Source organism: Corynebacterium sp. CCM 9204 (genome assembly GCF_041357695.1).
In the GTDB taxonomy this organism is placed as follows: domain Bacteria; phylum Actinomycetota; class Actinomycetes; order Mycobacteriales; family Mycobacteriaceae; genus Corynebacterium.
In genome coordinates, this window is record NZ_JAUERX010000007.1 from 1 (window position 1) to 24,503 (window position 24,503).

22 protein-coding genes and 5 tRNA genes are annotated in these 24,503 nt (G+C 61.1%); 9 read left to right on the forward strand and 18 right to left on the reverse strand.

All coding sequences use genetic code 11. The features are described 5' to 3' along the window. Positions 1 to 44: 44 nt before the first annotated feature. Positions 45 to 1,307, reverse strand: a complete 1,263-nt coding sequence (gene murA / locus QWU43_RS11100; protein WP_370915807.1) for a UDP-N-acetylglucosamine 1-carboxyvinyltransferase — start codon at positions 1,305 to 1,307, stop codon at positions 45 to 47. A 93-nt stretch (positions 1,308 to 1,400) separates the two neighbouring features. Here murA and QWU43_RS11105 point away from each other — a divergent pair, with 93 nt between their 5' ends. Continuing rightward, positions 1,401 to 1,985, forward strand: a complete 585-nt coding sequence (locus QWU43_RS11105) for a cob(I)yrinic acid a,c-diamide adenosyltransferase (protein WP_370915806.1) — start codon at positions 1,401 to 1,403, stop codon at positions 1,983 to 1,985. 64 nt (positions 1,986 to 2,049) lie between these two features. Here the strand turns inward: QWU43_RS11105 and ramA are convergent, their stop codons facing one another. Further along, positions 2,050 to 2,889: an acetate metabolism transcriptional regulator RamA gene (gene ramA, locus QWU43_RS11110; protein WP_370915805.1), complete on the reverse strand. Its 840-nt coding sequence runs from the start codon at positions 2,887 to 2,889 to the stop codon at positions 2,050 to 2,052. Positions 2,890 to 3,694: 805 nt separating this feature from the next. On the opposite strand from ramA, the gene cysK reads away from it, so the two are divergent. Next, positions 3,695 to 4,630 (forward strand): cysteine synthase A, encoded by a 936-nt coding sequence (gene cysK / locus QWU43_RS11115; protein ID WP_370915804.1) that lies wholly within the window; start codon positions 3,695 to 3,697, stop codon positions 4,628 to 4,630. A gap of 113 nt (positions 4,631 to 4,743) precedes the next feature. Continuing rightward, positions 4,744 to 5,331 (forward strand): serine O-acetyltransferase EpsC, encoded by a 588-nt coding sequence (epsC, locus tag QWU43_RS11120; protein WP_370915803.1) that lies wholly within the window; start codon positions 4,744 to 4,746, stop codon positions 5,329 to 5,331. Between the two features lie 78 nt (positions 5,332 to 5,409). Here epsC and QWU43_RS11125 read toward each other — a convergent pair whose 3' ends face one another. The 8 genes from QWU43_RS11125 to QWU43_RS11160 form a co-directional block, all read right to left on the reverse strand. Beyond that, the gene (locus QWU43_RS11125; RefSeq protein WP_370915802.1) at positions 5,410 to 5,724 is read right to left on the reverse strand and encodes a GNAT family N-acetyltransferase; all 315 of its coding nucleotides are present in this window, start codon (positions 5,722 to 5,724) and stop codon (positions 5,410 to 5,412) included. Positions 5,725 to 5,773: 49 nt separating this feature from the next. Next, positions 5,774 to 6,436 carry a lipocalin family protein gene (locus QWU43_RS11130; protein WP_370917878.1) on the reverse strand — a complete coding sequence of 221 codons (663 nt, stop codon included), beginning with the start codon at positions 6,434 to 6,436 and terminating at the stop codon, positions 5,774 to 5,776. A gap of 85 nt (positions 6,437 to 6,521) precedes the next feature. After that, positions 6,522 to 6,594 (reverse strand) — tRNA-Phe (locus QWU43_RS11135). Between the two features lie 25 nt (positions 6,595 to 6,619). Continuing rightward, positions 6,620 to 6,693, reverse strand: a tRNA-Asp gene (locus QWU43_RS11140). 226 nt (positions 6,694 to 6,919) lie between these two features. Continuing rightward, positions 6,920 to 6,993: transfer RNA gene (locus tag QWU43_RS11145), tRNA-Asp, on the reverse strand. Between the two features lie 36 nt (positions 6,994 to 7,029). Continuing rightward, positions 7,030 to 7,105: transfer RNA gene (locus QWU43_RS11150), tRNA-Glu, on the reverse strand. A gap of 582 nt (positions 7,106 to 7,687) precedes the next feature. After that, positions 7,688 to 7,763, reverse strand: a tRNA-Lys gene (locus QWU43_RS11155). Positions 7,764 to 8,060: 297 nt separating this feature from the next. Next, positions 8,061 to 9,590, reverse strand: a complete 1,530-nt coding sequence (locus QWU43_RS11160; RefSeq protein ID WP_370915800.1) for an acetyl-CoA hydrolase/transferase family protein — start codon at positions 9,588 to 9,590, stop codon at positions 8,061 to 8,063. A gap of 364 nt (positions 9,591 to 9,954) precedes the next feature. Between QWU43_RS11160 and dusB the strand changes: the two genes are divergently transcribed. Beyond that, positions 9,955 to 11,124, forward strand: coding sequence for a tRNA dihydrouridine synthase DusB (gene dusB / locus QWU43_RS11165; protein ID WP_370917879.1), 1,170 nt, complete (start codon positions 9,955 to 9,957; stop codon positions 11,122 to 11,124). Positions 11,125 to 11,208: 84 nt separating this feature from the next. Further along, positions 11,209 to 11,946 (forward strand): phosphate signaling complex protein PhoU, encoded by a 738-nt coding sequence (gene phoU / locus QWU43_RS11170; RefSeq protein ID WP_370915798.1) that lies wholly within the window; start codon positions 11,209 to 11,211, stop codon positions 11,944 to 11,946. A 160-nt stretch (positions 11,947 to 12,106) separates the two neighbouring features. On the opposite strand, the gene pstB is transcribed toward phoU, so the two are convergent. From pstB to mshD, 5 genes are all read right to left on the reverse strand, one after another. Then, positions 12,107 to 12,883 carry a phosphate ABC transporter ATP-binding protein PstB gene (pstB, locus tag QWU43_RS11175; RefSeq protein ID WP_370915797.1) on the reverse strand — a complete coding sequence of 259 codons (777 nt, stop codon included), beginning with the start codon at positions 12,881 to 12,883 and terminating at the stop codon, positions 12,107 to 12,109. Between the two features lie 57 nt (positions 12,884 to 12,940). After that, positions 12,941 to 13,876 (reverse strand): phosphate ABC transporter permease PstA, encoded by a 936-nt coding sequence (gene pstA, locus QWU43_RS11180; protein WP_370915796.1) that lies wholly within the window; start codon positions 13,874 to 13,876, stop codon positions 12,941 to 12,943. Continuing rightward, on the reverse strand, positions 13,876 to 14,937 hold the full coding sequence (gene pstC, locus QWU43_RS11185; protein WP_370915795.1) for a phosphate ABC transporter permease subunit PstC: 1,062 nt from the start codon (positions 14,935 to 14,937) through the stop codon (positions 13,876 to 13,878). The genes pstA and pstC overlap by 1 nt, the downstream gene beginning before the upstream one ends. 68 nt (positions 14,938 to 15,005) lie before the next feature. Beyond that, positions 15,006 to 16,112 (reverse strand): phosphate ABC transporter substrate-binding protein PstS, encoded by a 1,107-nt coding sequence (gene pstS / locus QWU43_RS11190; protein ID WP_370915811.1) that lies wholly within the window; start codon positions 16,110 to 16,112, stop codon positions 15,006 to 15,008. Between the two features lie 278 nt (positions 16,113 to 16,390). Beyond that, on the reverse strand, positions 16,391 to 17,326 hold the full coding sequence (gene mshD, locus QWU43_RS11195; protein WP_370917880.1) for a mycothiol synthase: 936 nt from the start codon (positions 17,324 to 17,326) through the stop codon (positions 16,391 to 16,393). A gap of 70 nt (positions 17,327 to 17,396) precedes the next feature. On the opposite strand from mshD, the gene QWU43_RS11200 reads away from it, so the two are divergent. Beyond that, on the forward strand, positions 17,397 to 18,146 hold the full coding sequence (locus tag QWU43_RS11200; protein WP_370917881.1) for a DUF2993 domain-containing protein: 750 nt from the start codon (positions 17,397 to 17,399) through the stop codon (positions 18,144 to 18,146). Between the two features lie 79 nt (positions 18,147 to 18,225). Next, positions 18,226 to 18,927, forward strand: coding sequence for an FABP family protein (locus QWU43_RS11205; protein WP_370915792.1), 702 nt, complete (start codon positions 18,226 to 18,228; stop codon positions 18,925 to 18,927). Positions 18,928 to 18,936: 9 nt separating this feature from the next. On the opposite strand, the gene QWU43_RS11210 is transcribed toward QWU43_RS11205, so the two are convergent. Beyond that, a complete protein-coding gene (locus QWU43_RS11210) occupies positions 18,937 to 19,842 on the reverse strand; it encodes an aminodeoxychorismate lyase (RefSeq protein WP_370915791.1) in 906 nt (301 codons plus the stop codon). A 70-nt stretch (positions 19,843 to 19,912) separates the two neighbouring features. Between QWU43_RS11210 and QWU43_RS11215 the strand changes: the two genes are divergently transcribed. Then, positions 19,913 to 21,016, forward strand: coding sequence for a folate-binding protein YgfZ (locus QWU43_RS11215; RefSeq protein ID WP_370915790.1), 1,104 nt, complete (start codon positions 19,913 to 19,915; stop codon positions 21,014 to 21,016). A gap of 243 nt (positions 21,017 to 21,259) precedes the next feature. Beyond that, the gene (locus tag QWU43_RS11220; RefSeq protein ID WP_370915789.1) at positions 21,260 to 21,481 is read left to right on the forward strand and encodes a DUF3073 domain-containing protein; all 222 of its coding nucleotides are present in this window, start codon (positions 21,260 to 21,262) and stop codon (positions 21,479 to 21,481) included. A 257-nt stretch (positions 21,482 to 21,738) separates the two neighbouring features. On the opposite strand, the gene purM is transcribed toward QWU43_RS11220, so the two are convergent. Both purM and purF read right to left on the reverse strand, forming a co-directional pair. Then, positions 21,739 to 22,803, reverse strand: coding sequence for a phosphoribosylformylglycinamidine cyclo-ligase (purM, locus tag QWU43_RS11225; protein WP_370915788.1), 1,065 nt, complete (start codon positions 22,801 to 22,803; stop codon positions 21,739 to 21,741). 139 nt (positions 22,804 to 22,942) lie between these two features. Continuing rightward, on the reverse strand, positions 22,943 to 24,460 hold the full coding sequence (purF, locus tag QWU43_RS11230) for an amidophosphoribosyltransferase (protein WP_370915810.1): 1,518 nt from the start codon (positions 24,458 to 24,460) through the stop codon (positions 22,943 to 22,945). Positions 24,461 to 24,503: the final 43 nt, after the last annotated feature.

The following is a 24,503-nucleotide window of genomic DNA, read 5'->3' on the forward strand; positions in this document are numbered from 1 at the left end:
AAATAGCGATTTAAGAAGAATGAAGGACAGGTGAACCGGAAGGGTCAGCTCGATTCAGGAACCCGGCGAACGTCCGCACCGAGATCGTTCAGGTGCTCTATGAACCTCGGATAACCACGATCAATATGGAAGACCTCCCGGACCTCGCTCTGTCCCTCAGCACAGAGCGCAGCGAGAACCAGAGCCGCACCGGCACGAATGTCGCTCGACCAGACCGTGGTCGATGACAGTTGAGGCACACCCCGAACGACGACATGATGGCCATCGACAGATGCGGTCGCCCCTAGCCGAAGCATCTCACCCACAAACTTGAAACGAGACTCGAAGACATTTTCCGTAATCATCGACATTCCCTCGGCGATGGACGCCATACCAATCGCCATCGGCTGAAGATCCGTCGGAAAACCCGGAAACGGGAGAGTCTGGTAATCCACTGCGGTCGGGCGTCTGTCCATACGTACCCGGAAGCCGTTCTCGTACGTCTCGATGTCAGCACCGGCCAACTTGAGCTTCGCCAACGGGAGATGGAGTAACTGCGGAGAAATACCTCCGACAGTGATGTCACCCCGCGTCATGGCAGCGGCATACGCCCATGTTCCAGCAACAATCCGGTCAGCCACGACCGTGTGCTCGGTAGGCCGAAGTTCATCGACGCCCGTAATGGTCAGGGTGTTCGTTCCCGCACCCTCGATCTTCGCCCCCATGTCATTAAGAAGTTCACAGAGGTCGACGATCTCCGGCTCCCTTGCCGCGTTATCAAGGACGGTCACCCCGTCGGCGAGCACCGCAGCCGTCAGAATGTTCTCTGTGGCTCCCACGGAAGGAAAATCGAAACGAATTGTCGCTCCCTTGAGACTCGGAGCCCTGGTAACGAGACACCCATGCCTGATCTCAGTCTCCGCCCCCAGGCGTTCGAGACCGCTCTGATGCATATCAAGCGGCCGGGACCCGATGGCATCGCCACCGGGAAGCGCGACCACAGCCTCCCCGCATCTCGCGGTCAACGGACCGAGAACACACACTGACGCACGGAACTGCCGCACCGCCTCAAAATCAGCACGACTGCGCAGTACCGCAGGTGTGGTGATACTGACGTCCGGGCCATCTATCTCCACCTCACAGCCCAGCCCCCGAAGGACATCTCCCATCAGAGGGACGTCAAGGATCTCCGGACAGTTCCGGAGCAACGTTGTTCCCTCCGCGAGGAGCGCCGCAGCCATGAGCTTCAGCACACTGTTCTTTGCACCGGTCACTTTCACGGAACCGGACAGTCGTGCGCCGCCTGTTACCAAAAATCGTTCCTTCACAGTTCAACAGCCTAACGGTTCCACGAGCATCGTGTTGCCTGGAACACTCCCCCGAAGTCCCGCGCATAGAAGATTTTGTCTAGCTTGGGGAACATGGCTGTCCACCTCACCAGGATCTACACACGTACCGGAGACGACGGTACAACCGCACTGTCCACTTTCGAGCGAGTATCCAAGAATGATTCCCGTCTGGTCGCCTACGCCGAATGTGACGAGACCAACTGCGCGATCGGACAGGTTCTCGCCCTCGGTCGACCGTCCGAACACGTCGCCAGGGTGCTCCGCCGGATACAGAATGAGCTCTTTGACGCCGGTGCGGATCTCGCGACCCCCATCGAGAAAAACCCGAAGTATCCAGCGCTCCGGGTGAACCAGAGCTACATTGACCACATAGAGTCCGACTGCGACCGGTTCAACGCGGATCTACCTACGCTCAGCTCTTTTATTCTTCCCGGCGGGACTCCCTCGGCCGCCTTGCTGCACACCGCGAGGGTCATCGCGCGACGGGCGGAACGAGCCGCATGGAACGCCGTCGAGAATCATCCGGAGACGACATCCGTTCTGCCCGCCCAATACCTGAACCGACTATCGGACCTCCTGTTTATTCTTAGCAGAGTCGCCAATGACGGTGATGACGTCACCTGGGTTCCGGGGTCGGGTAGACATACCCATCCGTGAGACGCGAAGGTGCCCCGGACCTTTCAGATCCGGGGCACCAACGACGGAGAGGGAACAGCGAAGATCAGGGCAGCGCGCCGATACGACGGGCGGCGTTGACCGCCTCATAGCGGGTGTGCGCCCCCAGCTTCCGCATGACGCTGCGCAGATAGGACTTCACGGTCTCCGCACCGATCCCCATCTCTTCAGCAGCTTCAACGTTCGTGTGACCGAGTGCGACACATGCCAGGACGTCAAGCTCACGTGCGGACAGCTTGGTCGTCTGCTTCACACGAACCGGTGTCACCATCTGGTCGCAGAGTTCCTCCAGCTCAAGACGAAGTGCCTCGTCCTCCACACGATTCGCGAGCATCCGTAGCTTCGAGTGCGTGGAACGGATCTGCTCCCACTCAGCACCGTTCATGATCCGGCCGGATTTCGCTCCGGCACGGCCTCCTTCACTACGGCGGACGGCACAGTTGATGGCAAGTTCCTGCTCGAGCGTGCGGGCGGTCATCGTGACTTCCTCGATAACCTTGTCCCCGAGGCGCACCGGGGAATGCACCCCGACATAGAGAACCCCACGAATCTCGCGGTGGACGATGACAGGAACCGCGACCAGCGAAAACAGCCCCTCATCCTGAATGACGCTGTCGTATTCGTGTGAGATGACGTTCGCACGCGTGTAATCACTCACCCCTACCGGACGCCTAGTGGTGACAACCCGCCCACCAACACCACAGCCGTGGTCGATGATGAGGTTCTGCAGAGCCGGGGTCCGTAATCCGACCCAGGCACTTATCTGCAGCCGGTTGTCCGGTAGAACCGTCGCGAACATCGTCACCGGAATGCCGGTCGCCGTTCTTAACGACGAGAGTGCTGTGCGAATCGCCTCTTCATCGTCTTTCGTGCGTTGTGAGTCCACGTATACCTCCTGCGCGTCCACCCGGTCAGGTGCCCCCGTCGAGTGAGTCAATATCTTCCGTAAGTGCAGTATAACCACGCCCCAAGGGGGTGAGAAGGCCGCTCATCACGGTGATTATTCGCCGAATCAGGAAAACGGGCGTCCGGCTAAGGGGTGATGTGGTCTCTCCCATCGCCCCCTACGCGCCCCCCTGTGAACAGTGTTAAACGAGATTCACCAATCGAGAACCGGTCACCGCCCCCTACAGTGACCCGACCCCTTCCCACAGCGCGTTCATAATCTTGGTCATACCAACATTTACACCGCTCAACCGGACAGCAAAACCACTAACCCCCAGCCCTCGAAATCACTTTCGAAGAGGTTGAGACGTGAACCCATTCCCCATCCACAACATTCCCCCCACATGGACCATTAAAAATGCTATCCCCCGCAAATCACCCCCAACACTGTTCACGCCCAAACGCAAGGCGTAAGAAACATCACTTTTTTTCCAAACAGTCGATGCGCCCACCCACCCACATAAGGGGGACATCTAGTCAGCAGCACCCGACAGAACGCCGACCCAGACCATCGCCACACCTCCAGGAAACCAGCAGAGGTAGACCCCCTGGCCAGTAATAAACACTCCCCGCCCCACACTCCACACCCCAGCACGCATCTACACACCCCAATACACGAAACAGACAAACTTGTCTATAGTCCGGTCTATTTGTGGTGTAGCGTGACAGCCATGACCCGGGATATGACCACGGTCATAGAACAACAACACGGCAGATCAACGCAGATCAACAAGGAGTTTTTCAATATGGCGAACATTCATGACAACATCACCGAAACCATCGGTAATACACCCCTGGTCCGATTGAACCGCATGACGGAGGGGCTTGACGCCCAGATCCTGGTTAAGCTCGAATCATTCAATCCGGCAAACAGCGTCAAGGACCGTATCGGGCTCGCCATCATCAATGCTGCAGAGGCTGACGGCTCCCTAAAACCTGGCGGCACAATCGTGGAAGCGACCTCCGGGAACACCGGAATCGCCCTGACCATGGTCGCGGCCGCCCGGGGCTACAACGTCATCCTGACCATGCCTGAGACCATGTCCATGGAACGCCGTGTCATGCTCCGTGCATATGGTGCCGAAATCGTCCTCACCCCGGGTGCCGCGGGTATGCAAGGCGCCGTTGACAAGGCCAACGAAATCGTTTCTGAGAACGACGGCGCAATCCTGGCGCGACAGTTCGCCAATCCTGCGAACCCGGCGATTCACCGTGCTACCACCGCCGAGGAGATCTGGAACGACACCGACGGCAACATTGACATCTTCGTCACCGGAGTCGGAACCGGCGGTACCGTCACGGGTGTCGGTGGTGTTCTGAAGGAACGCAAGGATGATGTCGAGATCTACGCGGTCGAACCTGCTGAATCAGCTCTCCTGTCCACCGGTAAAGCTGGTCCCCACAAGATCCAGGGCCTCGGCGCAAACTTCGTTCCCGACGTTCTCGAACGCCGAGTGCTCACCGATGTCCTCACGGTGAGCAATGAAGATGCCATTGCCACCGCACGCGACCTCGCACGAAAGGAGGGCATCCTCGGCGGAATCTCCACCGGGGCCAACGTCCGGGCAGCGCTGAACCTCGCAGCCCGGCCCGAGAACGCAGGAAAGACCATCGTGACCACGGTCTGCGACTACGGGGAACGCTACGTCTCGACCGTGCTCTTCGACGACATCCGCAACTAACGCGCTTTCTGAAGGCACGAACCCTTCACCAGACTAAAGAGGGGTTACGGGCCAGGCACTCCGAACGGTGGCACCGACAGAGAGCATCACCTGCGCTGATAGGATTGGCAGCCATGTACCGCCTGTTGAGGACGCTCAGAGAAGACCTGACCAATGCACGCGAGCACGACCCTGCGGCACGCGGCGACGTCGAGAACGCGATCGTCTATTCTGGCCTGCACGCGATCTGGTCACACCGCATCGCTCATGCACTATGGACACGTGGACTCCGTGGTCCGGCCCGGATACTCGCCCAATTCACGCGTTTCCTCACGGGCGTCGAGATTCACCCGGGTGCCACCATCGGCCGCCGATTTTTCATCGACCACGGTATGGGCATCGTGATCGGCGAAACCGCCGAGATCGGCGACGGCGTCATGCTCTATCACGGGGTGACTCTCGGGGGTCAGGTACTCACCCAGACCAAACGACATCCCACCCTTGAGGACAATGTGACCGTCGGAGCCGGCGCAAAGGTTCTCGGACCGATCACAATTGGTCGTGGGAGCGCAATCGGGGCGAACGCCGTCGTCACCAAGGACGTTCCCGCCAATCACATCGCGGTTGGTATCCCAGCGGTCAACAGACCCCGTAAAACCAATGAGTGCAAGAAGCTCGTCGACCCGGACCGCTACGTCGACAAGGAGCCACCGCTATTTTGAGTTTCTTCCTCTAGCAAAGTGGATGAGGGGCCACCAGTTAGGTGGCCCCTCATCCACTTTCCAAAGATTCCCTGCCAATTACACCGATCCATCAAGACCGTCAACGTACGCGGGATGCTTCGAGATGAAATGCTCGACAGCCGAACACGTCGATCTATAGGCGAGATTCGCCTCAATCGTGTCATCCAGGGCGAATCTGATCAGTCGCGAACTCAGACCACTGCCCCTGTAGTCGGAGTGGATCACTGTGTGGTTGAAGTCGCGTAACGCGGGTTCCCCGAGGCGTGAGGTGAGGAGTTCATAGGATACGTACCCTGCTTCCACTCCATCGATCGTGATGACATACCGCTGGGAATCCACGTCATGGATGAAACCAGGTCTCGTGGTGTTCATTGTCCGGCCCCGATCTGAATAGCTCTGGCTGGTTCACGTCCTACACGGTTCACAGAGTGCACAGTGGCCGATATCCCTCCACGCCTCCGGTGACGGGCGAGGTAATGAACGTACACGGGTTGTACCCTCGCTCAGCAACGGTGTCACGAACCTGCCGCCACTCGGACTCCATGAGATCAGCCTTCCTCGACAGGACGAAACCGGCAGTCCGTTCCGGGTTACCGACAATCACGGTCTCGCCGTCCGCAGAGATCCAGGTAACCCGGTAGTTGGCCGGTCCATCCGGATTCTGGAACGGGACTCCCTTAAAGGCGACACGAAGTGACGCCTTCGTCCCGGGGTCGGTGACCCGTGCGGTGCCCTCGATCCCGGATGGATTACCGAACCAGTCAGTACAGGTGTTGATGACCCTGATCGTGCTCTCCGACACCTGTTCATAGGTTGCGCGGGTGTCCCGCGCACACTGGAGGCTAAATATCTGCGGCAACACGGCGATCTGATTCCAGGTGCCCTGATAAGCGACCAGATCAAGTTGATCAATTTGAGAAAGCTCCCCCGGTGAACTTGTCAGAGACGAAGTGACCGGGATCCCCCTAAAACCCTCAGCTCCATTTTCAGATGCCGAGGCCGGCCCCGGAGACTGCCCCCCGAGGATTAAGAGGGCAGTAACGAGGCCCACGGACGGTAGATACTTCCGAAATGAAATTCCCATCTCATCACCGTACATGACCTAGACAATCAGCCGATAGACACAAACAACCCCCGTTCTGGATACTTCCAGGACGGGGGTTGATTTGTGGCCAGAGCCAGGATCGAACTGGCGACCTTCCACTTTTCAGGCGGACGCTCTACCGACTGAGCTATCTGGCCATAAGAATGTCCGAAGACAATCTCGCGACCCTGACGGGACTCGAACCCGCGACCTCCGCCGTGACAGGGCGGCGCGCTAACCAACTGCGCCACAGGGCCTTACTCTTTGTGCATCGGAACATCCCTTTGCACGAGAGGAAACTTTACACAGTGCGAGGAGTTTCAACAAATCCACAGTACAAGACAGCTTCCGGGGACCTTACCCTGCTGCCGCCAGCCCCGACACGAACCATCCGCACAACTCTGGACCACGCATACCTCCGCGAAGAGATTCACCCGTGACAGAGAAAATCCCCGGAAGCTGAAATGCTTCCGGGGATGACTGCGACCCTGACGGGACTCGAACCCGCGACCTCCGCCGTGACAGGGCGGCGCGCTAACCAACTGCGCCACAGGGCCTCATTCTCTTTTTACGCCCCTCGATACATTGAGGGGTGGTACTCCCAACGGGATTCGAACCCGTGTCGCCGCCGTGAAAGGGCGGTGTCCTAGGCCCCTAGACGATGGGAGCTCACAACTACCCACAAGTGATAAACACTGTGCGAAGCAGCTTGCTCAAAATATACTTGCCAACGGCGCTCTACACAAAACCATGAGGTCAGAATGGGTATTTGCGTTACACAGACGGGCATCTCCGACTACCAACGACACCACGGAGCCCGCCACGCGCTGCCATCACCCGCCCCGGTCAAACCCCAACCGATGATGCGACAACCGTGATCTAAAACCGCGAAACAGCGAATCCTTCCGGACAGCGAACTCTACGACGTCTCTTTCCCGATTCCATGGGAACTTCATAAGCCACACGGGACAGGAAACCACCAGGGGCGCACAGAGCCTCACCAACCCCACAGTGAGCCACGGACCCACACGTCCTGTACACGGCCCCACGGAACCGAGCGAAACCCAATACGGGGCACGTAACAGAGCAGCCGGATCCATGCCCGACACCGGCGCCCCCGTTCCCACCACCCCAAGCTCGACCGAATCAACCATTGGTTCAGAATCCACACGGCCGTACCGATGATGGCCCCGCCACCACAGTGCGAAAAACCCTCCCGCCGCGACTTGGGTCGTGGCGGGAGGGTTTTCTTGGTGGGCCCTGTGGGGCTCGAACCCACGACCTGCGGATTAAAAGTCCGTAGCTCTACCAACTGAGCTAAAGGCCCATCCGGAATATCCTTCCGGAGTCCGCCCCTGGGGGCAGACAAGTGTTCATTGTAGCGCCCTATTCCATCAGAAAGAAATTTCCCCGGAAAGACCTCCCCCAAGCCGTTCGTTAACGTCACTCCACGGGACTCACACAACCTCTGACTGTACGTTTTCCTCGGTCCGCTGAAGATGTCCTGCACCCCGCCCCAGCCTTCTCCCGAACGGCACACTCTGGGTGCGACACAGAAAGAACCGGCCACACGCACACCGGAGAGGCGTGTAGCCGGTTCTGAAGTAAACTTGTCCCGAAAGTACTATTTCTTCTTCGGGGTCTTCTTCATGGAGCCGGTCTCCAGGAAACGCTGGTGGAAACTCAGCGCCTCAGAGAGGATATGCGGGGTCTGCATCATCTTCTTCTCCTTGGCCAGGTGAAGTGCCTTGTCATAGTACTCCTGCAAGAGCGGGCGGTAGTCCGGGTGAGCCAGTGCAATCATCTTGTCGACACGCTGACGCGGTGCGAGACCACGGAGATCCGCATAGCCATACTCCGTGATGATGACCTTGACGTCCTGCTCGGTGTGGTCGATGTGGGACGCGAACGGAACGATAGCGGAAATATCACCGCCCTTCGCTTCGGAAGGGGTGATGAATGACGAGATATACCCGTTACGCGTGAAGTCCGCAGAACCGCCGACGCCGTTCATCATCCGGGAACCAGTGACGTTGGTGGAGTTGACGTTGCCGTAAATGTCAGCCTCGACGAGTCCGTTGGTGCAGATCAGTCCGAGCCTCCGGACCACCTCGGGATGGTTGGAAACGGACTGGGGCCGGAGGATGATGGTGTTCCGGTAGCGCTTGGCGTCCGCGTTCATCTTCTCGGCATACTCGGGGGAGAGGGAGAACGAGGTCGCGGAGGCGACGGTCATCTTCCCCGCGTCAATGAGGTCGACCATGCCATCCTGGATGACCTCGGTGTATGCCTTGATGTTCTCGAACTTGGAGTCGAGCAGACCCGCCATGACGGCATTCGGAACGTTCCCGACACCGGACTGCATGATGTATCCGTCATAGGTCAGGCGCCCGGCGCGGACCTCGCCTTCGAGGAAGTCGAGGAAGTTTCCGGCGATCTTCTGGGAGATTTCATCTGCGGGCTTGAACGGTGCGTTCCGATCCGGAGCATCGGTCTCCACGATGGCGACAACTTTGTTTGGATCGATGTCTATGTAGGTCTTGCCGATTCGCTGGCCAGCCTCGGTCAACGGAATCGGGATCCGGTTCGGCAGCGATGGCATCCGCCAGATGTCAGCCATCCCTTCAAGCTCCGGCGACTGCCACGAATTGACCTCGATGATGATCTTCTCGGCGGCATCCAGGTACTCGACGTTGTTTCCAACGGATGATGACGGAACAATGTGTCCTTCGTCGGTGATGCGGGTCGCTTCGACGATCGCGACGTTCATCTGACCGAAGAAGCCCTGTTCGACGTACATACCGGACTCGGAGAGATGGTAATCGGCGTAGAAGGTCGTGCCGTCATTGATCTTGCTCCGCAGCGTCGGGTCCGACTGGTAAGGGGTACGGAACCGGAGAGCGTCGGCCTCAGCGAGGACACCGTCGCAGTCATCGGCGGTGGAGGCGCCGGTGAACAGGTCGATCATGTAACTGTTGCCCTTGGCGTGCTCTTCCTTCGCCCGTTCCGCAATGGCTTTGGGGAGCGCCTTGGGATAACCGGCCCCGGTGAAGCCTGAGATACCAACCTTGTCTCCGTCGTTGACGAATTGGGCGGCCTCTTCGGCAGACATGACCTTACTCTTGAGCTGAGCGTTAGCGATCCGGTCAGACATTAAATCTCCTCCTGAGTACCTGTTAGCCGACCAGCGGCGTCCAGGGAATCGATTCGCCATCCGCCCCCGGGTAAAGAGAATGTGATGTACCCGTTGCGTTGACGTCTAAGTTACGTGGACCACGATACATCGCTGCCCCCCAATATGCCCCCACAACCCAACAGTTTTCTCCTACAAGCTGGTAAATGACACCCCCAACACCCCCTCCAGATGTGCTTCACCCCACAGTTTAGGAGGATCGCTTCCCCTCCACGCACCCGCAGCGCACCCGTCTCTGCCGAATGCACCGACATGCGCAAACCCGACCCCGATCCTTCCGGAGAGTGGTTTGTCTCGGAGGCACCACACACCGGACAATGGGACGGTGACTGACGCTACCGACCGTTCCCCCGCTCTGACCATCGGGCCACTATCCCTCGGGTCTCCCGTCGTACTCGCCCCCATGGCCGGGGTCACCAACGTCGCCTTCCGAACCCTCTGTCGCGAGCAGGAGAAGACGAAAATGGGGAGTGTAGCGGGACTCTACGTCTGCGAAATGGTGACGGCCCGGGCACTCGTGGAGCGAAACGAGAAGACCCTTCATATGACGACTTTCGCCCCGGATGAGACACCCCGCTCACTGCAGTTGTTCACCACTGACCCCGAATACACCTACCGAGCAGCCAAAATGGTCGTGGACAACGATATGGCCGATCACATAGATCTCAATTTCGGATGTCCCGTCCCGAAGGTGACCAGGAGGGGCGGTGGTGCGGCGCTACCCTATAAGCGTCGCCTCTTCGGAAACATCGTCTCCGCAGCCGTCCGTGCAACGGAAGGGACAGATATTCCCGTCACCGTCAAGTTCCGGGTGGGTATCGACGCCAACCATCTCACGCATCTTGATGCCGGTCGCATCGCCGTGGAATCGGGCGCCCGCGCCGTCGCACTCCACGGACGGACCGCGGCCGAACGCTACTCCGGCCACGCGGACTGGTCACGTATCGCGGAACTCAAGGAGCATCTTGCGGGCACAGGAGTTCCCGTTCTCGGGAACGGCGATATCTTCGCAGCCTCGGATGCCCGACGGATGATGGACCAGACGGGATGCGACGGTGTCGTTATCGGACGAGGTTGTCTCGGACGCCCCTGGTTGTTCGCCGAACTCTCCGCTGAGCTGACCGGACGCCCCTTGCCTCCGCAACCCACACTCGGTGAGGTGTCCACGATCATCCGTCGTCACGCTGAGCTACTCGTCGACCATGATGGTGAAGAGAAAGGTTGTCGTGACCTTCGCAAACACGTCGGGTGGTACTTCCGTGGTTACCCCGTGGGCGGTGACGTGCGGAGGGCATTGGCTGGGGTGTCCTCACTGAAGGAGCTCGACGCTCAACTCGCTCCACTCGCGGGATCCGAGGCACTGCCCGATGACGCGGAGGGACCACGCGGTAGACAGGGATCACCTGGGCGGGTTCTCTTACCCGAAGGCTGGCTGGACGATCCCGAGGATGCAACCGCACCCATCGACGCCGACGTCGAGAACTCCGGAGGCTAACCCGGTTTTCAGGTGGCCGCACACCTGCGGGACAACCGCTCCGGGCGGCGGCGGACCGGCGTCGTTACATCTATAGTGGCTGTTATGCGAACCTCATACCGGGAACATCTCGACGCCTTCGCCCATGATCTCATCATCATGTGTGATCAGGTTCATTCGATCATGGGCAACGCGTCCGACGCGCTTCTCAAGCAGGATCTCCAGTCTGCGGAGAAGTCCCTGTCACTCGTCGATGACCTCGAGGTGGTCCGTCTGCGCTGCGAGGAACGTGCCGTTCAGCTTCTTGCCCTCGAAGGGCCTCTCGCCCGGGATCTACGGCAGGTCGTCTCCTCCATCTACATCGTTGAGGACATGTACCGGATGGGTGTTCTGGCGAAGCATGTCGCCCGAACAGCCCGCCGCAGACATCCCGAAGCGGCGGTACCGCAGCCCCTGACGGGCTATTTTCAGGAGATGGCGCGCGTCACGCTGGAGATGAGCGCGAAGGTACGCGAGATCCTCATCGATCCGGATGTCGATGTCGCCCTCGTCTTCGGTGCAGATGATGATGCGGTCGATGATCTGCATGAGCACCTGTTCACGGTCCTGACCAAGCGGGACTGGCCGTTTTCCACCACGGCAGCGGTCGACGTGACCCTCCTAAGCCGCTACTACGAGCGTTACGCGGATCACGCGGTCAATGTCGCTAGCCGCATCGTCTACCTGAGCACCGGGCTGATGCCACGTGACTACATGGCTAAACGACGTGAGGACGAGGCGGACGCCGATATTGAGCGGCGGTTCGAGGAGCTTGAGCGCCGATTCTCCCGAAGTGGCCACTAACCTGGTTCCTGAAGGAACGTCAGCCGACACCTCCATCACGACGGGGTTCTGTCCACGGGAGGCCGGTACGACGTCACCGAGCCGTTACGGCCTCAAAACAGAAAAACCGGTTCCACCATCCGTAACTGGTGGAACCGGTTTTTTGTGCTGCGGGGTTGAGTTATCCGAATCGACCGGAGATGTAGTCCTCGGTCTCCTTTTTCTGTGGGTTCTCAAAGATCCTGTTGGTGGGGCCGACCTCGACGAGGCGCCCGGGCTTGCCTGTTGCTTCAAGGGAGAAGAACGCCGTCTGGTCGGATACGCGAGCGGCCTGCTGCATGTTGTGGGTGACGATGACGATGGTGTACTCCTGCTTGAGCTCATCAATGAGCTCCTCGACCGCGAGAGTCGAGATGGGGTCTAGGGCAGAGCAAGGCTCGTCCATGAGCAGAACCGCGGGTTCCACAGCGATGGCACGGGCGATGCACAGGCGCTGTTGCTGCCCACCGGAGAGACCGGAACCAGGCTTATCCAGGCGATCCTTGACCTCTTCCCAGAGGTTCGCGCCCCGAAGAGAGCGTTCGGCCACTTCCTTGAGCTTGGTCTTGTTCCGTTCGCCCGCCAGCTTGAGCCCGGCGACGACGTTCTCTTCAATGCTCATCGTCGGGAACGGGTTCGGCTTCTGGAAGACCATGCCGATGGTGCTACGGACGGCGACGGGATCGACGTTTGGTGCATAGATATCCTCGCCGTCCAGGAGGATTTCACCTTTGACCGTCGCACCCGGCGTGACCTCATGCATACGGTTGAGGGTCCGCAGCACCGTCGACTTACCGCAGCCGGAGGGACCGATGAACGCGGTGACGGCGTTCGGCGGCACTTTGAGGGAGACATCCTGTACGGCGTGAAAGTCACCGTAGTAGATGTTGACGTCCTTGAGATCGAGGCGCTTGGCCATGTGTTCTGTGTCTTTCTGTTCCAGGATGTGCGGAGTTGATGCGGGAAAGGACCCGGGTCACTTCTTTTTTCCGGTGACCCGGAGAGAGAGTATGCGGGCTGTGATCGTGAGGACCGCGATGAGGACGACAAGTGTCAGCGCGGCACCCCACATCTTGTCGACGACTGCGGGGGAGGTACCCGCGCGATACATGTCGAGCATCATCAACGGAAGCGAGGATTGGGAGTTTCCGGTCGGGTCCCAGTTGATGCCCTGGGTCGAACCGACGAGAATCAGGACCGGGGCGGATTCACCCATGATGCGGGCGATGGCGAGCATGATGCCGGTGACGATACCGGACCAGGCAGTGGGTAGGACGATCTTGACGATGGTCTTCCAGCGGGGGACACCCAGCGCATAAGAGGCTTCACGCAGATCCTGTGGGACGATGCGGAGCATTTCCTCTGTGGTACGCACGACGACGGGAACCATGAGGAGGACGAGTGCCAGGGAGACCGCGAAGCCGGAACGGTTGAATCCGAACAACGCGATCCAGACCGAGTAGATGAACAGTGCCGCGACGATCGACGGCACACCGGTGAGGATGTCGACCATGAAGGTGGTCACCTTGGACAGTCGATTATTGGCACCATATTCGACGAGATAGACGGCCGTGAAGACACCGATCGGGATCGAGAAGAGGGACGCGACACCGCACTGGACGAGAGTACCGATGATGGCGTGAACCATGCCGCCACCGGGCTCGGTGTAAAGCACTCCGAGCTGGGATTTCGTCCACCAGTCGAGGCTGAGGGTGACCCGGATTCCTTTGATGAGTACGTCCGCGAGGATCCAGACGAGGGGGACGAGTGCGATGACCATACAGGTCCGGATGACCCACCTGGAGATCACATTGGCGTTCCGCCTGGATCCGGAGAGCTTGGGGAAGGTGGGCGCGGCGCCAATGACGTCATGCCCGCTTCCGGTGTCCTGGGAGAGGGAGGTTGCGTTCATCAGGCCTTGCTCCTGTTCTTGATGACGGCGCGGGCACCTGCGTTGACCACGAAGGTCAGGAGGAACAGAACCAGGCCGGCCGCGATGTAGGCACCTGCTTTGAGGTTGTCGTTGAATTCCGGCGCGGCATTCGCGATGGCGGTGGCGAACGTCGTACCACCATCGAAGAGAGAGGCACGGAACGATGAAGACGGGGAGACGACGAGATAGAGGGCCATCGTTTCACCGAGAGCACGTCCGAGGCCCAGCATGGAACCCGAGATGTAGCCGGAGAAACCGAACGGCAGGACGGTCATCTTCACGACCTCCCAGCGGGTCGCACCGAGGGCGAGTGCGGATTCCTTGTGCCCGACGGGGGTCTGCACGAACACCTCACGGGCGGTGGCTGCGATGACCGGGAGGATCATGATCGCGAGCACGACACCACCGGTGAGAACATTCCGGGAGGTGGAGAATGCCGGGGAGTTCGCGTAGTGCCGGAACAGGAAGAAACTGTCGGCGTGCGCATTGATCCAGGTGAAGACTCCGCCGAGTACCGGACCGAGGACTGCCGCGCCCCAGAGTCCGTAGACGATGGAGGGGACAGCCGCGAGGAGGTCGACGAGGAATCCGAGGGGCCTGCGTAGTCGTTCGGGTGCATAGGAGGAGAGGTAGATGGCAACGCCGAGGGCGATGGGCATCGCCAGGGCGAGAGCAACCAGAGAGACCGTGACGGTCACCGCGAGGAGGTTCGGGATACCGAACAGCATCGCGCTGGTGTCACTGGTGTTCCAGTCGCCACCGTAGGTGAAGAATCCGGTTAATCCCTCGGCGTTGTTCATCAGTGCGGGGACCGCACGCCAGAGCAGGAAGAAACCGATCGCCCCGATCAGAACGGTGATGGTGACCGCCGAGGTCGTAGCAATTCCCTTGAAGATCCGGTCGTTACGGCGGTGGGCGGTTCCGGCGGTGCGGAAAGCGCCGGGCCCGGTGCCGACGGGCGTGTCAGCGATGGTCGGTTGTGCCAGGTCACCCTGGACTCCCGACTGGCGACGCCCAGATGTGGAGAGTGGCTTCGTCATGTCTGATGTGTGTCCTCGTGAGGTGCGGAGATACGGAATGCGTGCCCCGGTCCGGGACACGCAGGGTGCTACTGGATCGCGTCGACGGCGTCCTTGAGTTTCTGGGCGTAGGCACCGGAAACCGGAATGTAACCCTGCTTCTCGAGGCGCTCATTCTGGGTGCCGAGAGCAACGGTGAGGAAGTCCTTGACCATCTTGGAGGTCTCCTCGTCGTACCCTGCTGAACAGACGATCTCGTAGGTGGTGAGGACGAGCGGGTATGCCCCTGCCTTCTTCATCTCGAACAGCTTCGCGGAATCGACGACCATGTTGTGGCCCTCGGTCTTGTAGGTGAGGTTGTCCAGTGCTTCACCAACGGTCTTGTCATTGAGTTCCACGGCCCCCTCACCGAAATCGATCTGGGCGATTTTGAGGCCCTGCTCGGTGGCGAAGCCAGCCTCAACATAGGTGATGCCGCCGTTGGTTTTGGACACCTCGGAGACAACACCGTTGGAACCGTTGGCACCTGCACCGGTGGCCGAGGGGAAAGACTTACCGGTGGTGGACCAGTCGTTCGGGGCGGAGGCCTTGAGGAACTTCTGGAAGTTGTCGGAAGTACCGGACTCCTCGGAGCGGTAGATGACGTTGATGCTGGTATCCGGAAGGTCAACGCCGTCATTCAGCTTCGCGATGGCCGGATCATTCCACGAAGTGATCTTACCGCCGAAGATCTTGGCGATGACCTCGGGAGACAGAACGATATCGTCGCTCACACCCTCCAGGTTGTAGGCCACGGCGACTGGACCGATGACGAGCGGAAGGTGCCAGACCTCGTTGCCACCGCAACGCTTCTCAGCGTCCGGGATCTGCTCGTCGGAGAGCGGGGAGTCAGAGCCACCGAAGGCGACCTGGCCGGCGATGAACTGCTTCTGCCCGGAGCCGGAACCCGAAGCGGTGTAGTTGAACTGGGCACCGGAAACCTGCTGCTGGTACACGGTACCGAAGAGGTCCATGGCCTTCTGCTGCGACGACGCACCCTCAGCGGACAGCGTTCCGGTGGTGCCGGAAAGCCCCTCGATGGAGCCGCCGCCACTACCGGTGACAGTGGTGTCAGCGGACTCGGAGCAGGCGGTGGCCGCGAGGGAAACGATGGCGATACCACCGAGAAGGGCGGCACGACGGGAACGATTGCGGATCACTTCGGAATTCCTCCATGGATGTGGTTGGGGTGTTCACGGCAGTTTTCCCTGGTGATGCCGCAGAACATGAAAGTCCGCGGCGGAAAAATGAACCACACCGCCCCGATGTCTGCGGGAGTGCGGTCCGTTTGCCTCGTCCATGAAGCTAGAGGGTGGAGGTGTCCCGGGCGGGCCCTGCCAGTGAACAAAAGGTTAATTCAGGCGGAAAGCTGCGAGAACCACCCCGGGGAAGACCCATTATTCCCAGTTCACCATGGATGGTGTCACCCCCTCAATCACCTCTCCGTGGAGCCGTATGCGACATGCCGCTCACGTACCTCGAAGCCGAGTCGTTCATAAGCAGCCACGGCTGCGGCGTTGTCCGCTTCGACGTAGAGGATCACTTCTTCCGCCCCCCGGTCGATGAGGTACCGGAGTCCTGCCGCAACCAACATTCCTCCGAGTCGACGCCCACGGAATCCATCGGCCAGCCCCACGACATACACTTCACCGGTGGCATGTCCGTCCTCGCTTTCACCGCGCCACTTGGTCCAGTGGAATCCAGCGAGTTCAGGTATCCGACCGGATTCCGTGTCTTCCCCGGCATCACCCCAGAGAAGACGAACCCCGTGGGGATCAAACCAGTCGGTGTCCTGCCCGCGAGCGAGCTTCGCGGCATCCCACCCTCCCTGCTCAGGGTGCCAGTCGAAGGCCTCATTGTTCACCCGGAGCCACTCGGTGTCAACGATGTCCCGACCAAAGCGGCGGCGGGATTCGACGAGATCGAGAATCCGGTAACCGCCCCGGTCCGGTGTCTCCGCAGCCGCAACGAGCCGGGGTCCGCCGATTCTCATCACCAGGAGTTCTCTGACCGGGGTGAGCTTCTGTTCCCGACTCCAGGCAACGGCAGCAGGAAGATTACCGTGGGCCCAGACGGTCACGGCGCCGAAAGTCTCCACGAGGGTCCGGAACAAAGCGGTTCCCACCCCTCTCCGACGCCAGGCTGGATCGACCACCAGCTCTGCAGTCGTACCGTCGAGCGCCGCCGCTCCGATGAGGTGACCGTCGTCATCAAGGACCGATACGTGCCGATGTCCACGATCACCACCGTCGTCGAGCCCGAGAAGAAACTGCTCGGAGAACGGCTCAATACCGTCGTTCTCCGCAGCACGGGCATTCAGTTCACGGATATCCACCGCGGGGGTCGGCGCGGCAGTGTCAGTGGGTGTCATCGTACGGATCTCCATGGGAATCCAGGCTAGTGAAAACCACCGACCGCCATGTGCGGTAAACCTTGGAGGTGTGAAGATCTCCGCTCTCCGTGGGTTCCTGTTACCGACCCTCGTGCTCCTCGCCGTTCCCTGGATCGTCGACACGGTGGTGGCGGTTCAGGTCGAGCGCCATATCTCCGATGAGGTCCGGGCGGCCGATGACCTCTCCCAGTACCCTAGTGTCACGGTAGGGGGGGTCCCCTATCTCGGTGCTCTGCTCACGCACACCGTACCGACGATCATCGTGGAGGCCGGGGATGTACCCGTCCGCGACCTCGGGATGGTAAATCTGCGCACCGAGATCCGGGATGCCCGACTCGCTCCAGGAGCAGTCCTCTCCGGCGATGTCCTGGGGGCTCCCGCATCCGTCATCGCCAGAACGGTGCGCCTTGACGGAGTTGCACTGGGAAATCAGATCGGGATAACGGACCTAGATATCGCGCATCCAACGGACATCTCTCCCTCGGCGAAACCCTCCACGGAAGCCCGGTTGACCGGTACACCCCCAGGGTTCGACCACCCGGTGGCGGTTTACGTCCGGTTACGCATCCGCGGGCCGGAGTTGACGATGACGCCGTACCGGATGGTGGGCGTACCCGATGACCGAGAGGAAGAGGTCGAGTCCATCTTCACCTGGAGCCTCGACTCGCGGGATACGCCGCTTCCCACACTGATAGACAAGGTCTTCTGCTCGGGAGGGTCCATCTACCTCGAATCCAGGCAGCGACCGGCCATCGTCGGTGACACTCCACTGCTTCCGCTGGGCACCTCGGCAATGTGACGCCGCCCTCCGACCGGTCACGCACTGACACCGACACCAGTGGGACAGGACAGGTGACAGGCCGCTAGGCTTGTATCCCATGGATGACTCGACGAAGCCCACCCCGGACAGCTCCCGCACCGACACTCCCGCGGATGCCTCAGCCGCAGGTGTCCCGGCCAACACAGCACCCCTCAACGGGAACGAAGCGGTGAATCTGGCCGCCGAACAGGCACGGAACACCGCGGGCCGGAACATCCCGGGGCTCGGCGATCTCCCGGTACCCGATGACACCGCCAATCTCCGTCAGGGACCGAGTCTCCACGACGGTCTGCTCGCGCTACTTCCGTTGATCGGTGTCTGGCGTGGCGAGGGGCAGGCCGACACCGCCACCGACGGCCAGTACAACTTCGGCCAGCAGCTCGTCTTCGCCCACGACGGCGAAAACTACATCTCCTATGAATCCAGGATCTGGAGGCTGAACGACGAAGGCGAACCCGCCGGCGCAGATCAGCGGGAGACGGGTTTCCTGCGGATCAGCGAGAAAGATGAGATCGAGTTCATCTGCTGCCACTCCACCGGTGTCGTCGAGATCTTCTACGGCGAACCCCTCACGGAGCGTGCCTGGCAGGTGGAGAGCGCCTCCACGATGGTCACGGCAACCGGCCCCGCGACTCTCGGACCCGGTAAACGTCTCTACGGGTTACTTCCCACCAACGACCTCGGGTGGGTGGATGAGCGGGTCGTCGACGGTGCCCTACGCCCCCGGATGTCAGCTCAGTTGAAGCGGGTCATCGGTTGAGCACTCGTCTCAACTGAGGGCATCCGCGATGAGCTCCCGGACCACATCTTCCGCCTCGGTCTCCGGCAGCCCCCTCCCATTGATCCCGACCACGCGGGCAGCCAGTCGAACCGAGCTGCAGAGCCACACGCTGTCCGCATCAAAGAGATCGTTGACGAACATCGGCTCCTCCAGACACGTCCACCCCAGTGTCGCAGCGTGCTCGAAAAGCGCGGCCTGGGTGGTCCCCGGAAGAAGTTCCCGACCAGGCGGTGGGGTACGCAAAGTTGAACCGGTCACGGTGACGACCGTTGAGGTCGCCCCCTCCAACACACGACCGTCACTCGTGAAGATGACATCGTCGTACCCTCTCGACGCCGCGTACCTGAGGGCGGCCATGTTCGTGGCGTAGTTCAGCGTCTTCGCTCCGAGAACGAGCCACGGCGGCGGCCCGTCCGTCGACTCCATCCCCTGCACCGGCAACTCTGAAGTCACGGTGTAACCGCGGGGCGTCGTCAGCACTGACACTCCCTCCGCCCGCTGCCGGAGGATTCGCTCCGACAACGGTTTCACGGTGATCCAGCCTGTGGGCCGCCCGGTGGACTCGCGTCCGCGCGTGTACGTCCACACGCACGCGGCTTCACCGCCTCCTGCGGAGCCCCAGTCATCGACGGCTTCCTTCGTCGCCCGTACCCACTGTCCGACATCCGGTTCAGCGAGTCCGATCATCCGGGCAGAGCTTCGGAACCGACCGAGGTGACGATCAAGATTCCGGACCCTGCCATCCCGGACAAGCAGTGTCTCGAAGATCCCGTCGCCTCTGGTCACCCCGAGATCATCTGCGTAGATCATCGGGAGTTCGGGGTTGTGCCGTCGCGACGGTCCTCCCGCCGGGCGCACAGTGAGAATGACGGGTCTAGGGCCTACGGTGCTCATGCCTCCAGCCTATGCCCATCCCCCGCCACCCGCGATACGGCAGCCACCCGGCGGGACCATACCGACTAGCATGCGTGGTGTGGAACCCGACAACAGCACCTACCGCTCCGTTCTCCTCGACCGACCGGGTGCACAGCCGGCTTTCGGTCCCGACACCGCAGCGGACACCGCGGGTGTCGCCTGGCACTACGGAGAACCGCTGGTGGAGCAGCGCGCCATCGACGGCCCTGGAATCGTGGTGGACCGCTCACACCGGACCGTCCTCTCCGTCAGTGGCCCCGATGCAGCCGACTACCTGAACAAACTCCTGTCCCAGAAGCTCGATGACGCCCCCGACGGATACAGCGCCAGTGCGCTCGATCTGGACGCGCATGGACGCATCCTCCACCACGCGGATCTGACGCTGACGGGGGGTGTGTTCCACCTTGATCTGCCCGCCGCATCCGCGAAAACGCTGTGCTCGTACCTGGAACGAATGAAGTTCTGGTCCGAGGTCGAGATCGGCGTCACCGATCTCGCCGTCCTCACCGTGCTCGGCGCCATCCCTGCGGCACCAGAGGAGGCCATATACTTCCGGGACGTCGACTGGCGTGGACCCTCCCGGAGGGACATCGTGGTGCCGCGGACAACGATCGGGAAGGTCCTCGACAAACTCTGCTCCCCTGACGGCGGGGCCCTGCGGTTGGCGGGGCTGATGGCATGGACAGCGGAGCGCGTCAAAGCTCTCGAACCCGAGGTCGCGGCGGATCTCGATTCCCGATCCATCCCCCACGAGATTCCGCACTGGATCGGCTCGGAGAAACACCCGGGGGCGGTCCATTTGTTCAAAGGCTGCTATCGGGGACAAGAAACGGTTTCCCGGGTACATAACCTTGGTAGGTCTCCCCGTTCCCTCGTTCTCCTGCATCTCGACGGCTCAGCACCTGAGTTGCCCGAGACCGGGGCGCCAGTCACCGACCGTGGGCGTACGGTCGGGAGAATCGGAACCGTCGTCCAGGACTGTGACTACGGGCCGGTGGCACTCGCACTGGTCAAACGCAGCGCACAGCGTTCCGCGGGGCTGACCGTGGGCGACGGAGTCGCGGTGTCCGTGGACCCCGATTCCATAGCGCGGGAGCAGGGAATACAGCCCGGCCGTGCGGCGATCAACCGTCTCAAGGGGCTGACAGACTGATGGGGTAACGGAATCCTCATTCAGCTCCCGTCATTCCCCGACCAGCACTTTAACCCGCGCTCCGTACCGACATCCCCGCGACCGCTTCACGCGACGGGGTAGGCCAGAATCCGAGGTCACGGGGCAAAAGCAGAAAAATCGTCCGGTTCCCGCTATTGTGTCTAACAGGAATACACTGAACTAGAAACACGCCCTGGGGCGCGGCATTCGCGTGCGCCCCGATCACTCCAAGGGGGTCAGACCATGGGTCGCGGCCGTGCCAAGGCAAAACAAGCCAAGGTTGCTCGTCAACTCAAGTACAACATCCCGGACATGGACCTGGACTCGCTCCAGCGTGAACTGTCCGGGAGGGATGAGGGGAGCCACCACTCCGAGGATGACCCGAGCGAAGACCCGTACGACCAGTGGTCAGACTGGTCTGAGGATGACGGTGCTGACGATGACAGCGCAGCCAGGTGGCGCTAGAAGCCACCTGAAGGTGGGGCCGCCCGAGGCGGTCCCACCTTATTTTCCCGTGCGGGTAGCGTAACTCCGCTCTCCGGACACCCACAGGTGAACCGGAGAGCGGTTTCGCGCTGCCTGGAACCCATCCGCCGGGCCCGTAGCCGCTCCATATTTACTGGGGCGGCGCCTGTATGAGAGACTCACCGGCCCCGGGACAATCGGAGGTCGGACAATGACGCGGATGAGACCTCAGCCTCGGCGGAATTCAATGATGAGGGTTACTGGTAGCTGCCCTTGAGCAGGACTGCGCCCGGATCATTCGTGCCACGGGTCCGGACGCTGCCGAGCTCCCAGCAGTCAATGTGCCGGGCGGTGAGCATCGCCAAAGCCCTGTCACGGTGCTGCGGGGCCACGACCGCAACCATGCCGACCCCCATGTTGAAGGTCTTCTCCATCTCGTCCTGCGGCACCTTTCCGAGGTCCGCGATGGTGCGGAAGATCTGGGGTGGTGCCCACGTTCCACGGGAAAGTTCTGCCGTGAGACCCTCGGGAATGACGCGGGCGAGGTTACCGGCCAATCCACCCCCGGTGACGTGGCAGAAGGTGTGTACATCACACTCCGCAGCGAGCGCAAGGCAATCCCTAGCGTAGATCCGGGTGGGTTCGAGCAGTTCCTCCCCCAATGTACGACCCAGTTCCTCAATGTGCCCGTCCAACGGCAGCGAAGCCTTCTCCAGCAGGACGTGCCGTGCGAGGGAGTAACCGTTGGAGTGCAGACCGGAGGAGGCCATCGCAATGACGACGTCCCCGGTACGAACCCGCTCTGGGCCGAGGACACGGTCGGCCTCGACAACGCCGACCGCTGTAGCGGAGACATCGTAGTGGCCAGGTTCCATCACCCCGGGGTGCTCCGCGGTCTCGCCACCGAGCAGGGCGCAACCCGCCTGGACACACCCCTCCGCGATACCCGACACGATCTGCGCGACATGCTCGGGGACAACCTTTCCGATCGCGATGTAGTCCTGGAGGAAGAGCGGCTCGGCTCCGCATACCACCAGATCATCGACGCACATGGCGACGAGGTCGATTCCGATGGTGTCGTGGACATCCATCGCCTGGGCGACGGCGAGTTTAGTGCCCACTCCATCCGATCCCGCCGCGAGGAGAGGGTTTTCGTACTTGCCGAGGGCGAACAGACCGGCGAAGCCGCCGATACCACCCCGGACCTCGGGACGCGTGGCTCGACGGGCCAGCGGGGCGATCAACTCCACCGCCCTGTCGCCGGCTGCGATATCGACACCGGCTGCGGCATAGGAAACGCCTTGCTCGTCGTGTGGGCTCATGGTGCTTCGTCTTCTCCTGGGCTAGGTACGCGGTGAATGTGTGGATCTGGATGCTCCCGCAGGTCTGCTCCGTGTCCACCGGCGGCAGCATCATTCCGCAGCCGATGGTAGAGCACAGGACCCCGGACGGGTAGGGCGATCAGTGGAGCGCGGGCTCCTCCGCGGTGCGTTGCAACTTGCGGACCAGCTCCGCATTGGGATTCCCTTCAGGCATACCCAACGGATAGTGCCCGTCGAAGCACGCACAGCAGAGCTGACTGTAGTCCTGGCGCGACGCCTCCACCATCCGCTCGACAGAGACGTATCCGAGGGAGTCCGCGCCGATGGCGGTCCTTACGGCGTCAATCATCTGTTCCTCATCATCACCTTCGACGCAGTTGGCGAGGAGTTCCCCTGGGCTAGCGAAGTCAATGCCGTAGAAGCATGGCCACTTCACCGGAGGGGACGCGATCCGGACGTGCACTTCCCGGGCGCCGGCCTCCCGAAGCATCCGGATCAGGGCACGCTGGGTGTTACCCCGCACGATCGAATCATCGACGACAACGAGGGAACGCCCGGAAATGACCTCCCGGAGCGGGTTGAGCTTCAGCCGGATGCCCAATTGCCGGATCGTCTGGGAAGGCTGGATGAAGGTGCGCCCGACGTAGGCGTTCTTCATCAGCCCCTGGGCGAAGGGAATACCGGACCCCTGTGCGTATCCGACAGCAGCCGGGGTTCCGGATTCCGGGACGGGAATGACGATGTCTGCTCCGTCAGCCGGACAGTCAGCGGCCAGAAGACGCCCTATCTCGACGCGTGTCGCGTTGACGTTTCGCCCCCGGATCGTGGAGTCCGGGCGCGCCAGGTAAACGTACTCGAAGACGCAGCCCTTGTGATTCGTCGGCGCGAAGCGTTCACTGCGTACCCCGGAGGCATCGATGGTGACCATCTCTCCGGGTTCGATGTCTCGAACGAAGGACGCGCCGACGATGTCTAGTGCCGCAGTTTCACTGGCGACCACCCAGCCGTTGTCGAGACGCCCGAGGGAGAGCGGGCGGACACCGTTGCGGTCCCGGGCGGCGTAGAGGGTGTTACCGTCGGTGAACACGAGACAGAACGCACCCTCGATTCGGGGTAGGAGTTCCCGTGCGGAGTCGAGCATGCTTCGCCCAAACCCGATGCGTTCCGCGAGTAGCGCAGTCATCACATCAGAGTCGCTGGGAGCCGTCTCCGGGTTGACGAGTTTCTTCTCCGCGGCTTCGTCTAGGAGTTGGAGATAGTTAACGATGTTACCGTTGTGCCCGAGGGCAACATCCGTGTCATCAGGCGCCATCCGGAACATCGGCTGGGCGTTCTCCCAGCAGGCTCCACCTGCGGTGGAGTAGCGGGTGTGCCCGATCGCGAGGTCCCCTTTGAGGGCGGCGAGAGACTGCTCATCGAAGATCTGGGACACGAGACCGAGATCCTTGAACACGACAATCTGGTCCCCGTCACCTACCGCGATTCCCGCGGCTTCCTGGCCGCGGTGCTGGAGGGCGTAGAGCCCGTAGTAGGTGAGTTTGGCGACGTCCTCGCCCGGTGCCCACACCCCGAATACGCCACATTCCTCCCGGGGTGGATTCTCCCCGTGGTCGTCGAGATCAACCCTGCGGGTTCCGCTGGGCCGGTCGTCCTTCATGTCCGACTTGTCACTGGCTGCCACATGGCATCATGCTAGCCGT